7 protein-coding genes and 1 CRISPR repeat array are annotated in these 14,417 nt (G+C 33.9%); of the genes, 4 read left to right on the forward strand and 3 right to left on the reverse strand.

Features of this window, described 5'->3' with window-relative positions:
• Positions 1-7: 7 nt before the first annotated feature.
• Positions 8-1,519, reverse strand: a complete 1,512-nt coding sequence (locus FBFL15_RS13090) for a helicase HerA-like domain-containing protein (RefSeq protein ID WP_014085037.1) — start codon at positions 1,517-1,519, stop codon at positions 8-10.
• Between the two features lie 497 nt (positions 1,520-2,016).
• Here FBFL15_RS13090 and cas12a point away from each other — a divergent pair, with 497 nt between their 5' ends.
• Positions 2,017-5,973, forward strand: a complete 3,957-nt coding sequence (gene cas12a, locus FBFL15_RS15840) for a type V CRISPR-associated protein Cas12a/Cpf1 (RefSeq protein ID WP_014085038.1) — start codon at positions 2,017-2,019, stop codon at positions 5,971-5,973.
• 206 nt (positions 5,974-6,179) lie between these two features.
• Positions 6,180-6,653 carry a hypothetical protein gene (locus FBFL15_RS13100; protein ID WP_014085039.1) on the forward strand — a complete coding sequence of 158 codons (474 nt, stop codon included), beginning with the start codon at positions 6,180-6,182 and terminating at the stop codon, positions 6,651-6,653.
• A 53-nt stretch (positions 6,654-6,706) separates the two neighbouring features.
• Here FBFL15_RS13100 and FBFL15_RS17230 read toward each other — a convergent pair whose 3' ends face one another.
• Together FBFL15_RS17230 and FBFL15_RS13115 are read right to left on the reverse strand one after the other, a co-directional pair.
• Complete coding sequence (locus tag FBFL15_RS17230) at positions 6,707-7,045, reverse strand: hypothetical protein (RefSeq protein WP_148267921.1); 339 nt, start codon at positions 7,043-7,045, stop codon at positions 6,707-6,709.
• A gap of 437 nt (positions 7,046-7,482) precedes the next feature.
• Positions 7,483-9,875: direct repeats of the CRISPR family, unit length 36 nt; unit sequence GTTTAAAACCACTTTAAAATTTCTACTATTGTAGAT.
• A gap of 283 nt (positions 9,876-10,158) precedes the next feature.
• Positions 10,159-11,703, reverse strand: a complete 1,545-nt coding sequence (locus tag FBFL15_RS13115; RefSeq protein WP_014085041.1) for a hypothetical protein — start codon at positions 11,701-11,703, stop codon at positions 10,159-10,161.
• A gap of 152 nt (positions 11,704-11,855) precedes the next feature.
• On the opposite strand from FBFL15_RS13115, the gene FBFL15_RS13120 reads away from it, so the two are divergent.
• Positions 11,856-13,022, forward strand: a complete 1,167-nt coding sequence (locus FBFL15_RS13120; RefSeq protein ID WP_014085042.1) for a 2-isopropylmalate synthase — start codon at positions 11,856-11,858, stop codon at positions 13,020-13,022.
• Between the two features lie 9 nt (positions 13,023-13,031).
• Positions 13,032-14,411: a 3-isopropylmalate dehydratase large subunit gene (gene leuC, locus FBFL15_RS13125; RefSeq protein WP_014085043.1), complete on the forward strand. Its 1,380-nt coding sequence runs from the start codon at positions 13,032-13,034 to the stop codon at positions 14,409-14,411.
• Positions 14,412-14,417 lie beyond the last annotated feature (6 nt).

Below are 14,417 nucleotides of genomic sequence, written 5' to 3' on the forward strand. Positions count from 1 at the left end.
AACTTTTTTATTTTTTAAACAATTTCATTAATACTCCAAATGCTCCTCTAATAAAAGTAGCACTTGTAACCACTTTTAACACCGATTTGCCAACCACACTTGCCGTACTTGGTTCGCTGTCTCGTTCAGGAGTGTCCGCCGCTTCTTCGGTTGCCGCTTCTTGGGCTTCGGTAATTTTTTGGGTTAGCATTTCAAAGGCACTTTCTCTGTCTATTGTAGCTTCATACTTGCGAACCAATTTAGATTGGTCGTTTATCGCTTTAATTTCATCGTCGGTCAAAATGTCCATTCTGCTCTCTGGAGCTCTCAACATGGTTGCGGCAAGTGGTGTAGGAATCCCTTTTTCGCTCAATGCTGTTACAAAGGCCTCCCCTATTCCCAAACTCGTTAGCACCTCATCGGTTTGATAAAAATCAGAGCTCGGATAATTATCGGCTGTTTGTTTGATTGCCTGCCTGTCGTTTGCTGTAAAAGCCCTCAAAGCATGTTGAATTTTGAGACCTAATTGGGCCAAAATACCGCTAGGAACGTCCATAGGATTTTGTGTAATAAAATAAATCCCCACCCCTTTTGAACGAATTAATTTTACAATCGTTTCTATTTGTTCCAATAATGCCTTGCTGGCTTCTTTAAAAATCAAATGGGCCTCGTCTATAAAAATCACCAATTCGGGCTGGTCTGCATCGCCCCTTTCTGGCATAACATGATATATTTCGGCCAGCAAACTCAACATAAAAGTCGAAAACAATTTAGGTTTGTCCTGTATATCCGTCAGCCGCATGATGTTTACATATCCTTTGCCGTTTTGGTCAAATCGCATCAAATCTTGCACATCAAACGATGTTTCGCCAAAAAAAATGTCGCCTCCTTGTTGTTCCAATTCAATTATTTTTCTCAAAATAGTGCCCGTTGTTGCCGTAGAAATTTTGCCATAAGATTCCTCTATGGCCTCCTTACCCTCTTCGGTAATGTAGTTGATCATTTTTTTAATGTCTTTTAAGTCTAGCAAAGGCATTTTTTGGTCGTCGCAAAACTTAAATATCACAGAAATTACCCCCGATTGGGTTTCGTTTAGGTCTAAAATTCTCGAAAACAATACAGGACCAAACTCCGACACCGTAGCTCGAAAACGCACCCCCTCTTGTTCAGACAACGTTAGCAATTCGACAGGAAACGATTTGGGTTCAAACGGAATGTTAATTTTATCATGACGCTCGGTAATAAAACTTTTCACCTCGCCTTCTTTGGCAATACCCGAAAAGTCTCCTTTTATATCCATCATCAAAACTGGAATCCCATAGCCCGACAATTGTTCGGACAATACCTGAATGGTTTTGGTTTTGCCCGTTCCTGTTGCTCCAGCTATCAATCCGTGGCGGTTTAAGGTTTTTAGCGGAATTTTCACCACCGCATCGCCAAGAGCCTCACCGTCCAACAAGGCCGCCCCCAATACTATATGATCGCCTTTTGTGGCATATCCTTCATTAATTATTGCTGTAAATTGTTCTATTTTGCTCATTTTTCAAACTATTTATTATAAAAGCCAAATTTAATTAAAAAAAATTGAAAGATTGAAAAAAAATCCGAAAGAATGGGAAGATGGTTTGTGGTTGATGGTTTGTGGTTGATGGTTGATGGTTGAAACCTGAAACTTGAAACTTGAAACTTGAAACCTGAAACTTGAAACCTGAAACCTGAAACTTCTAACTTCAAACTTCTAACCTCTAACTTCTAACCTCTAACTTCTAACCTCTAACCTGAAACTTCTAACCTCTAACCTGAAACTTCTAACTTGAAACTTGAAACCAAAAAAAACTCACTTACAAGGTTTTGGATTTCAAAGGAATAGGTGTTTTTTGTTTAAATAATAGCGTATTTATTTGACAAACGTGTATTTAATGGCTATTTTTTCTATATTTACAACATCAATAATTGATTAAGATCCAAAATACAATAGCTTTTGCTACCTTATAAAATTTGGAAGCATTTTATAAACCAAAAACAAACTTTATACACATGACAAACAAATTTACAAACCAGTACTCGCTTTCCAAAACACTTCGATTTGAGTTGATTCCACAAGGAAAAACATTGGAATTTATTCAAGAAAAAGGATTGCTCTCTCAAGATAAACAACGAGCGGAGAGTTATCAAGAAATGAAAAAAACTATTGATAAATTTCATAAATACTTTATCGATTTAGCTTTAAGCAATGCTAAACTAACTCATTTAGAAACTTACTTGGAATTATACAATAAAAGTGCTGAAACAAAAAAAGAACAAAAATTTAAAGACGATTTAAAGAAAGTACAAGACAATTTACGAAAAGAAATCGTTAAATCTTTTTCAGATGGTGATGCAAAATCAATTTTTGCAATTTTGGATAAAAAAGAACTGATTACCGTAGAACTTGAAAAATGGTTTGAAAACAACGAACAAAAAGACATTTATTTTGACGAAAAATTCAAAACGTTTACTACTTATTTTACTGGTTTTCATCAAAACAGAAAAAACATGTATTCGGTTGAACCCAATTCTACAGCAATTGCTTATCGATTGATTCATGAAAATTTACCTAAATTTTTAGAAAATGCTAAAGCATTTGAAAAAATAAAACAAGTAGAAAGTTTGCAAGTTAATTTTAGAGAATTAATGGGGGAATTTGGAGATGAAGGGCTAATTTTCGTAAATGAATTAGAAGAAATGTTTCAAATCAATTATTATAATGATGTGCTTTCACAAAATGGAATTACAATTTATAATAGTATAATTTCAGGATTTACCAAAAATGATATAAAATATAAAGGTCTAAATGAATACATAAATAATTACAATCAAACCAAAGACAAAAAAGACCGTTTGCCAAAATTAAAACAATTGTATAAACAGATTTTGAGTGATAGGATTTCACTTTCGTTTTTGCCCGATGCTTTTACGGATGGGAAACAAGTTTTGAAAGCCATATTTGACTTTTATAAAATCAACTTACTTTCTTATACCATTGAAGGACAGGAAGAAAGCCAAAATCTTTTACTATTAATTCGTCAGACAATTGAAAACCTTTCTAGTTTTGATACCCAAAAAATTTATCTAAAAAATGATACCCATTTAACCACTATTTCACAACAAGTATTTGGCGATTTTTCGGTGTTTTCAACTGCTTTAAATTATTGGTATGAAACTAAAGTAAATCCAAAATTTGAAACGGAATATAGCAAAGCCAACGAAAAAAAACGAGAAATTTTAGATAAAGCCAAAGCGGTATTTACAAAACAAGATTATTTTTCAATTGCTTTTTTACAAGAAGTACTTTCGGAATACATTCTTACCTTAGATCACACTTCTGATATTGTAAAAAAGCATTCCTCCAACTGTATTGCGGATTATTTTAAAAATCATTTTGTAGCCAAAAAAGAAAATGAAACCGACAAAACCTTTGATTTTATTGCTAATATTACTGCAAAATACCAATGTATTCAAGGTATTTTAGAAAATGCAGACCAATACGAAGACGAACTCAAACAAGACCAAAAATTAATTGATAATTTGAAATTCTTTTTAGATGCTATTTTAGAATTGTTGCATTTTATTAAACCTTTGCATTTAAAATCAGAAAGCATTACCGAAAAAGACACTGCTTTTTATGATGTGTTTGAAAATTATTACGAAGCATTGAGTTTGTTGACCCCATTATATAATATGGTGCGAAACTATGTAACGCAAAAGCCGTACAGCACCGAAAAAATAAAATTAAATTTTGAAAATGCACAATTATTGAATGGTTGGGATGCCAATAAAGAAGGTGATTACCTAACTACCATTTTGAAAAAAGACGGTAATTATTTTTTAGCCATAATGGATAAAAAGCATAACAAAGCGTTTCAAAAGTTTCCAGAAGGAAAAGAAAATTATGAAAAAATGGTGTATAAACTATTGCCTGGAGTAAATAAGATGTTGCCAAAAGTATTTTTTTCCAATAAAAATATTGCTTACTTCAACCCATCAAAAGAGTTATTAGAAAACTATAAAAAAGAGACGCACAAAAAAGGAGACACATTCAATTTAGAACATTGTCATACGTTGATCGATTTTTTCAAGGACTCTTTAAACAAACATGAAGACTGGAAATACTTTGATTTTCAATTTTCTGAAACAAAATCGTATCAAGATTTGAGTGGTTTTTATAGAGAAGTAGAACATCAAGGCTACAAAATCAATTTTAAAAATATCGATTCAGAATATATTGATGGTTTGGTGAACGAAGGTAAATTGTTTCTATTTCAAATTTACAGCAAAGATTTTTCGCCTTTTTCCAAAGGGAAACCGAACATGCACACTTTGTATTGGAAAGCCTTATTTGAAGAACAAAATTTGCAAAATGTAATCTATAAATTGAATGGACAAGCCGAAATATTTTTTAGAAAAGCCTCTATAAAACCTAAAAATATAATATTGCACAAAAAGAAAATTAAAATTGCCAAAAAGCATTTTATTGATAAAAAAACAAAAACATCTGAAATTGTTCCTGTTCAAACAATAAAAAACCTCAATATGTACTACCAAGGAAAAATAAGTGAAAAAGAATTAACACAAGATGATTTAAGGTATATTGATAATTTTAGCATTTTCAATGAAAAAAATAAAACAATTGATATTATAAAAGACAAACGATTTACGGTTGATAAATTTCAGTTTCATGTGCCGATTACCATGAACTTTAAAGCAACGGGCGGAAGTTATATCAATCAAACCGTATTAGAATATTTGCAAAACAATCCCGAAGTTAAGATTATTGGATTGGATAGAGGCGAACGCCATTTGGTATATCTGACACTGATAGACCAGCAAGGAAACATCTTGAAACAAGAAAGTTTGAATACAATCACCGATTCTAAAATCTCGACACCTTATCATAAGTTGTTGGATAACAAGGAAAACGAGCGTGACTTGGCTCGAAAAAATTGGGGAACGGTGGAAAACATCAAAGAACTCAAAGAAGGCTACATCAGTCAAGTGGTGCATAAAATTGCTACGTTGATGCTGGAAGAAAATGCCATTGTGGTAATGGAAGATTTGAATTTTGGATTTAAACGTGGACGTTTTAAAGTGGAAAAACAAATTTATCAAAAGCTGGAAAAAATGTTGATTGACAAATTGAATTATTTGGTTTTAAAAGACAAACAACCTCAGGAATTAGGCGGATTGTACAACGCATTACAACTCACCAATAAATTTGAAAGTTTCCAAAAAATGGGTAAACAATCGGGCTTTTTGTTTTATGTACCCGCTTGGAACACCTCCAAAATAGACCCAACCACAGGGTTTGTCAATTATTTTTATACCAAATATGAAAATGTTGACAAAGCCAAAGCCTTTTTTGAAAAATTTGAGGCGATTCGTTTCAATGCAGAAAAGAAGTATTTTGAATTTGAAGTAAAAAAATATAGCGATTTTAACCCAAAAGCCGAAGGCACTCAACAAGCCTGGACCATTTGCACGTATGGCGAACGAATAGAAACCAAACGACAAAAAGACCAAAACAACAAATTTGTAAGCACTCCAATTAATCTAACCGAAAAGATAGAAGACTTTTTGGGTAAAAACCAAATTGTTTATGGTGATGGTAATTGCATCAAATCTCAAATTGCTAGCAAAGACGACAAGGCTTTTTTTGAAACCTTATTGTATTGGTTCAAAATGACTTTACAAATGCGAAACAGCGAAACAAGAACAGATATAGATTATCTAATTTCGCCCGTGATGAATGACAACGGAACATTTTACAACAGCCGAGATTATGAAAAATTAGAAAATCCAACTTTGCCCAAAGATGCCGATGCCAACGGAGCGTATCATATTGCCAAAAAAGGATTGATGCTTTTGAATAAAATAGACCAAGCCGACTTGACAAAAAAAGTGGATTTATCTATTAGTAACAGAGATTGGTTGCAATTTGTACAAAAAAATAAATAAGTATGACCACCCCCCCCTCATCTATCAAACCGAAGAAAAGTGTATGCGGAAATGAAAAAATAAGAACCCCACCTTTGTCAAAATTTGGAACTTTGACAAAGGTTTTTTTTCTAACTTTATTTTATTTTGAAAAATAAAGTTAAAAATTTGGTGTGTTTACAATTAATTTTTATTTTTGATATTATTAATATTTAATTTTATTACGAATGAGAAAGTTTATTGCTACAATTGCTCCAAAAGCAGTTACAGACGCTTTGATTGCTACACTAAATAATGCACTAACATCATTTAATGCTTTCAAAATTAGCTTGACTAACGACGAAAAACAAGCTACCCGATCTATGGCAGAGGGCAGAGAGGGCTATGCCCGATTGGTATCTCGTATTGCAACCCAGTTTCCAAACTCGTTGAGCCGTGCCGATGTGCCTGCAGATTTGACAAACCTGTTGGACTATTATCAAAACCTGGAGGCTACCCGATTGGCCTATATTCAGGGCATCGAAACCATCGAAGAAACCCAGCTAGGGGCCGCCACCGACATCATGCTACTTGTGGACAGATACGTACAAAACCTTCAAATCTCTAGGGGCAACGAAGGAGCTTTGGACAACGCCATGAAGGAAGTGGACGACTGGAATAAGAGGTTTGCAAACAAAGCCGCCACACCGCCAGGAAATTAAATGTTTATCTTTTGAACACGCTTTATAAGCGTGTTTTTTTTTGTAGCGTGTTTTTAAAATGTATTAGAAACTCTTATAATTGGTTCTCTTTTTATGATAGGCAAGCCTACCTTTTTAGTAGGCGAGCCTACCTTTTTAGTAGGCGAGCCTACCTTTTTAGTAGGCGAGCCTACCTTTTTAGTAGGCGAGCCTACCTTTTTAGTAGGCGAGCCTGCCTTTTTGGTAGGCGAGCCTACCTTTTCAGTAGGCGAGCCTACCTTTTTAGTAGGCGAGCCTGCCTTTTTAGTAGGTCGAGGTACAATAAAGGGAATTATAGCAACCCATTTGATAGATTCTAAAAAAAATAAAATTAAATGCCATAGGATAAATGAATAGGCTTTGGCTTTAGCCAAAGACTATGACGGCATCAGCAACAACAAATTTGGTCATCGATTGCAATAATCGTTGTTTGAGATAGACAACAGCAAGCGGATTTTGAATTTGATTCAAATTGAAATTAAGACCAAATATGCCAAACGATTTGAAGAAACGGATAGCATCATGATTTTTCAGATGAGTCCGAGTTGTGTTATTACAAAATAGGATTATGCCAAGCATCAGGACGAAGATTTGGTTTTGTTTTGAAAAAAAACTTTGAATTAGAGAAAAAAAGTTATAGGTTTGCATCGGATTGCATGGTTACTATTGTAAAAAAATGCAAACCTGGGTCTTAATAATAATAATACTGACAAAAGGCATGAAAACAAGCTTTCGAATGCTGTTTTTTTATTTAAAAGCAACCAAAAACGGTAAAAAAGGGTTGTTTTTGTGTCATTTTGGCAGTGTTAGAGTTTAAAACCACTTTAAAATTTCTACTATTGTAGATACGATTCCGAAGAGGCAAAACAATATGTTTAAAACCACTTTAAAATTTCTACTATTGTAGATAATTCGTGGTTGATACTAAACCTGCGAGGTTTAAAACCACTTTAAAATTTCTACTATTGTAGATCCAAAAAGGAGAAACCGCTTATGTCTTTGTTTAAAACCACTTTAAAATTTCTACTATTGTAGATTGGCAAACCGTACGTGTCCACAAATTGTTTAAAACCACTTTAAAATTTCTACTATTGTAGATAGGTCTATAATTTCATTCAGTAGTTTGTTTAAAACCACTTTAAAATTTCTACTATTGTAGATTTATATCAGGTAGATCATTATTTGCACGTTTAAAACCACTTTAAAATTTCTACTATTGTAGATATGGTAGCCAAATTGCTATTAATGGTTGTTTAAAACCACTTTAAAATTTCTACTATTGTAGATTAATAGCAATATGTGGGATTATGAATGTTTAAAACCACTTTAAAATTTCTACTATTGTAGATACAGGTGTTAAAATCACTGTATAATTTGTTTAAAACCACTTTAAAATTTCTACTATTGTAGATAGCAAATGCCTTTTTATCAATAATCATGTTTAAAACCACTTTAAAATTTCTACTATTGTAGATAACCCAACCTGTTTCTTTCATTTCAAGTTTAAAACCACTTTAAAATTTCTACTATTGTAGATTACCCAGTAGTCTCCCACTAAATCATAGTTTAAAACCACTTTAAAATTTCTACTATTGTAGATATTTTTAAGTCCACAAAATCAGAGGCTGTTTAAAACCACTTTAAAATTTCTACTATTGTAGATTTCACAACTTTGCCACATTCTAGTGCAGGTTTAAAACCACTTTAAAATTTCTACTATTGTAGATTTGCCGTCATTAAACCTTATTCCAGGTAGTTTAAAACCACTTTAAAATTTCTACTATTGTAGATTTTATTTTAAATTCATGGTTCAAATGATAGTTTAAAACCACTTTAAAATTTCTACTATTGTAGATTCGCATCGTATAGTTTTATTTCATTCATGTTTAAAACCACTTTAAAATTTCTACTATTGTAGATGTAATTGCGGTATTTTTGTATGCAATTTTTAAGTTTAAAACCACTTTAAAATTTCTACTATTGTAGATAGTGGATGCAAAAAATAAAAAACAAATAGGTTTAAAACCACTTTAAAATTTCTACTATTGTAGATGGTGGTGCAAACATTTATGAAGTAGGCAGTTTAAAACCACTTTAAAATTTCTACTATTGTAGATGATATACGTAATTGTAATGACATCGATGTTTAAAACCACTTTAAAATTTCTACTATTGTAGATTAGATATACGGTTACGGTTTGTTTTTTGTGTTTAAAACCACTTTAAAATTTCTACTATTGTAGATATACTCGCAAATCTTAGTCGTTGGAGTGTTTAAAACCACTTTAAAATTTCTACTATTGTAGATGATTGCGTGAGCGTGGGCGAAGTACTCAATGGTTTAAAACCACTTTAAAATTTCTACTATTGTAGATTGTACAGCATATTGAAGATAGTAGAACGTTTAAAACCACTTTAAAATTTCTACTATTGTAGATACCCTCAGCTTTGTTTCGCTGTCGGCTGTTTAAAACCACTTTAAAATTTCTACTATTGTAGATTAAAACAAATCTGTGTATTTTAAAAAGTTTAAAACCACTTTAAAATTTCTACTATTGTAGATTCCTGAATACTTTTCTGTTTTAAAGAAAGTTTAAAACCACTTTAAAATTTCTACTATTGTAGATACGAGAATAAAGCATTCTCATGGATTCAAGTTTAAAACCACTTTAAAATTTCTACTTTTGTAGATATCTTTAACACCAGCGCAGAAAAACATGTTTAAAACCACTTTAAAATTTCTACTATTGTAGATAAAGAAGTATTTACGGTCAATACTGTACAGTTTAAAACCACTTTAAAATTTCTACTATTGTAGATAGGGTTGTAATTCAATACCATAACCATTTGTTTAAAACCACTTTAAAATTTCTACTATTGTAGATTGTAAATTATTACCAACCGCTATCCATGTTTAAAACCACTTTAAAATTTCTACTATTGTAGATTAACGATATCACCTCTACCGAATTGGTGGTTTAAAACCACTTTAAAATTTCTACTATTGTAGATGTAAACGACCGCAATCGTCTAAGGCTTCGTTTAAAACCACTTTAAAATTTCTACTATTGTAGATATTTAATGGGTTAAAAGCGTCTTTTGCTTGTTTAAAACCACTTTAAAATTTCTACTATTGTAGATTTCTCGTGAAAAAAAGAAAGATGCCACGTTTAAAACCACTTTAAAATTTCTACTATTGTAGAAGAAAATGCCACAGATGCACAGATGTTTTTTTTTAAAACTCGAATTTATACTATGGGGTTGTGGTTTGTGGTTGATGGTTTGTGGTTGATGGTTGATGGCTGATGGTTGATGGTTGATGGTTGATGGCTGATGGTTGATGGTTGATGGTTGATGGCTGATGGTTGATGGTTGAAACCTGAAACTTGAAACTTGAAACTTCTAACTTCTAACTTCTATCCTCTAACTTCTATCCTCTAACTTGAAACCACAAACCATCAACCAAAGAGTGCCGTCAAAAGTTTGGCTATCGGAGCCATTTTTTGGCTTTTTCTTGAATGATGGCGGCTACTGTTCTGTTTTCGATTTTACTTTCGAGCCACGAAATAATGTCTAAATACAAAAAGGCTCTTTTTTCATAAGGGTGGTTTTCGTATTGCAACAATTGGGTGTGTAGTTTTTTAAACGCTGATTTGAGTTCGCTTGGGTATATTTTGTCTAAATTTTTCAAAAACTTGATCATTTCTTTCTGAACTTCGTGCAAATCGTTCATTTTGATCAAATATTTATAGGTGCTTTTCAATTGTACTTCCAAATGATAGTCCATTCCTGCTTCATAATGGGCCACAAGGCTCAAAACTCTTGCAAAACACATCAAATCTTCTCGGATAATCAGGTTTTTGTTGTCTATAATTTTTTTCAAATAGGCAATACACTTTTTATTATTGCCAATACCAAAATACAAACTAGCTATTTTGTAATAAAACACCATGATATGATGTTCGTCGAGGCGGTCTTCGTCTCGTTTGATTACCTTCAAAACTTCGTCCACCAAATACAATCCGCCCTCAAAATTGCCTTCCAAAAAATGCAAATTAAATTTGCTGTTATAATAACATATTGTGTATAAAGAGTGGACATTGTCGTTTTTTGGAAAAGCATCAAGCTGAATGATGTGTTGCATTTGATCCAACACAATTTTCATATAGGTTTTATGTTTGATCAAATACAAACATTCCATCAAATAATTGTTGCCTTTGATGTACCAAACTGGGTTTAAAAAAATCATTTGTGGGTTTTCTTTAAATAAATTAACCCATTTGTTGGCATATTTATAACATGCCAAAAAATCTTGAATCAAAAAACTATGCCACAAATGGGCTTTAAACAACCACAATTTTTCACGAAAACCCAACTCGTCAAACTGGTATTCGGGCATTCGGGCATTGAAATATTCTGTAATTTCTTTCATTTCAACATCGCTTTTGGCATAGCCCGTTTGCAGCATGATGCTATACAATTGTAAGGACAAGTTAGACAATTTGCTGGCCATAACGTTTTGCATACTCAAGGTTTTGGCTTGTATGGTAAGTTCATCGGCTCGGCCGGCTATACTTCTTGTAATGTATTGCGATTCAATAACTTTTTCTAATTCAATAATTTCATAGGCAATATTTTTTTCTTCGTGTTCTAGGGCTACCAACTTGGTTTTGTCTAAAATTTTCAAACTTTGTTTATACAAGCCTTTGTGGTACAAAATAGTGGCAAAATCCAGCTGCTCTCTGATTTGAATTCTGATATTTTGATTTACAGGATTCATCCTCAAACTGATTAATATTTGTTTATACAAATGGGCTTTCAGGTTTGAGAGTTGCATTTTGGTTACAATTTTACTTTTCAAAATTTCCTCTTCGTCATATTCTTTCATTTTATCCAAAAGATTGAAGAGTTGCAAAAACTTTGCATCAATATTGTCGCCCAAGCGATTGACATACAGTTTGAATTGTCTTTTTTCAGATTTAGAAAGCGAACAAATTAAAACAAATAAATTATCTTTTGAAGGGTTTGCCATCGTAAAAAAAGTTATTATAATATACTGATTATTAGTTATTTATATATTTTTTAAATCAATTAAACGCTGTAACATTGTTCATTAATTCGTTTCAAAGTTACAAAATTGTTATACATTCGTATCAAGAATCTAAATTTAAGATTAAAATTGATATGAATAATCAAAAAGTACAAATATTTGACACGACTTTACGAGACGGAGAGCAAGTGCCTGGATGTAAGCTTAATACAGATCAAAAATTGGTCATTGCCAGACAGTTAGAAGCCCTCGGAGTAGATGTTATAGAAGCAGGATTTCCTGTATCGAGTCCAGGCGATTTTAAGTCGGTAGAGGCCATTGCCAAAATGGTTCAAAATGCCACCGTTTGTGGATTGACAAGAGCCGTAAAAAACGACATCGAAGTAGCAGCACAAGCCCTCAAACATGCCAAAAAACCTCGCATCCACACCGGAATTGGTACTTCAGACTCTCATATCAAACACAAGTTTAATGCCTCGCAATCCGAAGTTATAGAGCGTGCTGCCGAAGCCGTTGCTTATGCAAAAACTTTTGTAGATGATGTAGAATTTTATGCCGAAGATGCAGGCAGAACCGACAACGAATTTTTAGCAAAAGTATGTTCGGAAGTTGTCAAAGCAGGAGCAACCGTATTGAATATTCCAGACACAACGGGCTATTGTTTGCCAGACGAATATGGGGCCAAAATCAAATATTTGACCCAACATGTATATAATGTACAAAACGTTATTTTATCCTGTCATTGCCACAACGATTTAGGTTTGGCCACGGCCAATTCTATTGCAGGTGTAGTAAATGGTGTTCGACAAATTGAATGTACAATCAACGGCATTGGCGAACGAGCAGGAAACACCTCGTTGGAAGAAGTAGTCATGATTCTTAAACAACATCCGTACTTGGGCTACGAAACCAATATCAATTCGAAATTGTTATATGAAACAAGCCGTTTGGTGTCTGAAAGTATGGGAATGTTTGTACAACCCAATAAAGCCATTGTAGGTGCCAATGCCTTTGCGCACAGCTCGGGTATTCATCAAGATGGGGTTATCAAAAACAGAGAAACTTACGAAATCATGAACCCACACGATGTGGGCGTTACAGCATCGGCCATTGTACTAACGGCTCGAAGTGGTAGAGCAGCATTGGCCTACAGAGCCAAATTGATTGGATATGAATTAACCAAATTACAACTCGACATTGTTTATAATGAATTCTTAAAACTGGCCGATACCAAAAAAGAAATCAAAGACGACGACGTACATTATTTAGTAGAAATTAGTAAAATTGGCATTTTAGCATAAATATTTTTAATGGAAAAGAAAACCTTATTTGATAAAGTTTGGGACAGCCACGTGGTTACCAAAGTGCCAAATGGCCCCGAAGTTTTATACATAGACCAACATTTAATACACGAAGTTACCAGTCCTCAAGCCTTTGCAGAATTGAGCGATAGAAATATTCCTATTTTCAGACCCCAACAAATTGTTGCAACTGCCGACCATAATGTAGCTACAAAAGACCAACATTTGCCAATAAAAGACGAGTTGTCTCGAAATCAAGTGGCCATGCTTACCGAAAATTGTACCAAAAACAATATCACACTTTATGGTTTAGGACATCAATACCAAGGCATTGTTCACGTAATGGCTCCCGAACTTGGAATTACGCAACCTGGCATGACCATGGTTTGTGGCGACAGTCATACCTCTACTCACGGGGCTTTTGGTACCATAGCTTTTGGCATAGGTACTAGCCAAGTGGCTCAAGTGTTTGCAAGCCAATGTTTGTTATTAAACAAACCCAAAAGTCTTCGTGTCAATGTCAATGGTACCTTGGGCAAAGGGGTAACACCAAAAGATGTTATTTTATATATCATTTCAAAAATTGGAACCAACTCTGGAACGGGCTATTTTTGTGAATATGCAGGAAATGTTTTTAGAGAAATGAGTATGGAAGGCCGCATGACCGTATGCAATATGAGTATCGAAATGGGAGCTCGTGGAGGCATGATAGCCCCAGACGACACCACTTTTGAGTACCTAAAAGGACGCCAGTTTGCCCCTCAGGGTGAAGATTTTGACAAAAAAGTAGCTTATTGGAAAACACTTCCCACAGACGAAGGTGCCGTGTTTGACAAAGAATATGACTTTGATGCCACAGATATTGCCCCAATGGTTACTTATGGTACCAATCCGGGTATGGGTATCAAAATTACCGAAAATATTCCTGATTTAGACGATGCTTCGTTTCAAAAATCACTCGAATATATGGGGTTTTCAAAAGGAGAATCCTTAATCAACAAGCCCATCAACTACGTATTTATTGGTAGTTGTACCAATTCGAGAATAGAAGATTTTAGAATTGCAGCACAATATATCGAAGGCAAACAAAAAGCCCAAAATGTAAATGCCCTAATTGTCCCAGGCTCTCAACAAGTAGCCAAACAAATTGTTGCCGAAGGGCTCGACAAAATTTTTGAAGCCGCTGGTTTTGAAATCAGACAAGCAGGCTGCTCTGCCTGTTTGGCCATGAACGACGACAAAATTCCATCGGGAGAGTATTGCGTTTCTACTTCTAATAGAAATTTTGAAGGCCGCCAAGGACAAGGTGCCAGAACCATTTTGGCCAGTCCACTAGTTGCAGCGGCAACTGCTATCGAAGGAAAAATTATTGACATTACCCAAAATTAAAAAACA

This window comes from Flavobacterium branchiophilum FL-15, from assembly GCF_000253275.1.
Lineage (GTDB): Bacteria > Bacteroidota > Bacteroidia > Flavobacteriales > Flavobacteriaceae > Flavobacterium > Flavobacterium branchiophilum.